The organism is Martinezella calliandrae (genome assembly GCF_030272695.1).
Classification (GTDB): Bacteria; Pseudomonadota; Alphaproteobacteria; order Rhizobiales; family Rhizobiaceae; genus Rhizobium; species Rhizobium calliandrae.
On the sequence record NZ_JARFYN010000149.1, the window covers coordinates 1 to 2,318 of the forward strand.

Here is a 2,318-nt window from a genome sequence, read left to right on the forward strand (position 1 = left end):
GCTCGAAAATGCCTTCGCGAACCAGCCCTTGTGCTCGGCATGCTTCTTGATCGCCTTCGGCAGGATCGTCACGCCGATAAGCGGCGTGAACACCACCGCGACAACCCAGGATACGACAAGCGATACGGCGATGACGACGAAGAGAGTGAAGGTGAACTCGCCGGCGTTGCTCTTGTTGAAGGCGACGGGGATGAAGCCGGCGATGGTCACGAGCGTGCCGGTCAGCATCGGGAAGGCCGTCGACGTGTAGACGTAGGTGGCGGCGTTCCGCAGACTGTCGCCCGCTTCCAACCGCGCGACCATCATCTCGACGGCGATCATGGCGTCGTCGACGAGAAGGCCAAGCGCGATGATCAGCGCTCCGAGAGAAATGCGCTGCAGCGAAATGCCCGCGTCGAACATGACCACGAATGTAATGGCAAGAACCAACGGGATCGCGACGGAGACGACCAGGCCTGCCCTCAACCCGAGACTGACGAAGCTGATTGCGAGCACGATAGCGACCGCCTCGAAAAGGGCCTTAGTGAAGCCGCCCACAGCTTCTTCGACGACTTTCGGCTGGTCTGATACCTTTGCGACCGAGACGCCGACGGGCAGATTCTGCGTGACCCCGGACATTGTCTTTTCCAGCGCTTCGCCAAAGTGAAGGAGGTTGCCGCCTGTCTTCATGCCGATCGCCAGTCCGATCGCCGGCTTGCCATTGAAGCGAAAGAGCGAGGTCGGCGGATCGACATAGCCGCGGGTGATGGTGGCGACGTCCGTCAGCGGAAAGAAGCGGTCATTTACCCGCAAATTGATCTTGCGCAGGGTGTCTTCGGAAATAAAACGCCCGCCGACCCGCAAAGCGATGCGTTCCGGTCCGGTCTGGACGAAGCCCGACTGGGTGACGGCATTCTGCGCCTGCAGAGTGGCAATGACATCGGCCCGATTGATGCCGAGGGAAGCGATCTTGCGGGTGGAGAATTCGAGATAGATGACCTCGTCCTGCGCGCCGATGACATCGACCTTGCCCACATCCGGGATCTTGAGAATCTGCGTTCGGGCGTTCTCGGCAAAATCGCGCAGTTCCCTGAAGCTCAACCCGTCGCCCGTGAGGGCGAAGATATTACCATAGACGTCCCCGAATCCGTCATCGAAGAAGGGACCTATCACCCCTTGCGGGAAGTCCTGCTTGATATCCGCGATCAGATTGCGCACCCGGATCCAGGTAGGCTTTACATCCCGGGCATTGGTGTCTGGGAGCAGATCCACAAACACAGTCGTCTGACCGGCGGTTGTGATGCTGCGGGTGTGTTCGAGATTGTCGAGTTCCTGCAGCTTCTTTTCGATGCGGTCGGTAACCTGCTGCGTCACCTCCTGAAGATGATCATGAAATACCAGACGAGCGAGCGGTGCTTGAGCGCCCAGTCCGAAAGGTTGAATTTATTCACGAGCGCGGCTCCTGTTCGAGTTTGACCTTCTGTCCATTGGCAAGTTCGCCCACGCCGGCGACGACGACGTCTTCCCCTTCCTGCAGCCCGGAGAGAACCTGAACGAAGCGGGCGCCGGTCACGCGTTTGTCCAGATGGATCGGAGTGAGCTTGACCGTGTTCGTTGACCGGTCCACGACCCAGACGTGGTCGGCGCCATCTTTCTCGCACACGGCCGTACTCGGGAGAGTGATCGTTCTCCTTCCCGCAACGGCCATCGGGGTAGCGTTTACTACTGCACCCAATCGGAAAACCTGGGGCGCCTCATCTATGGCAAGTTTCAGCCTGTGAGTGCGGGTAATTGGATCCGCTTGCGGCGCGATCTCGCGCACGGTACCGGCGGTCCGCGCTTTGTCGTCCAACTGGAGGGCAATATTGAACTTGTCACCCAGGCGCGTGGATCGAAATTGCGGCTCGGGAACGTCGACGACCACGTCGCGCTGTTCGGGACGCGCCACTCTGACGATCGGCTGACCCGCGGCGACCGTTTGCCCCATTTCCGCAAACGTGGCCGTGACGACACCGTCGAACTCCGCCTTCAGCTCCGCGTAATCAAGCTGCTCTTGCGCCTTGGCGAGGCTGGCCGTTGCTTTTTCGACATCGGCTTTGGCCGATTTCAGCTGTTGCACCGCAAGATCGTAATCGGCAACGCTTGCCGCACTTGTGTCGATAAGAGCTCGCTTGCGCTTTTCGTTCACGACCCCATTGTCGCGTTGTGCCTGGGCGCTGCGAACGTCGGCTTGCGCACTCCTGACCGCGAGCTGGAGACTGAGAGGATCGATCTCCGCGAGGACGTCGCCCTTGTGGACCAGATCGCCAACGTCGACCTTGCGAGACACCATTCGTCCA

Annotated in this window: 1 protein-coding gene and 1 pseudogene; both read right to left on the reverse strand. The window is 59.9% G+C overall.

The annotated features are described in order from the left end of the window. Positions 1–1,430, reverse strand: a pseudogene (locus PY650_RS36425) (efflux RND transporter permease subunit); the annotation flags it as partial. Then, the coding region (locus PY650_RS36430) for an efflux RND transporter periplasmic adaptor subunit (protein ID WP_285884942.1) at positions 1,427–2,318 on the reverse strand (892 nt) is incomplete at its 5' end. The pseudogene PY650_RS36425 and the gene PY650_RS36430, both read right to left, overlap by 4 nt.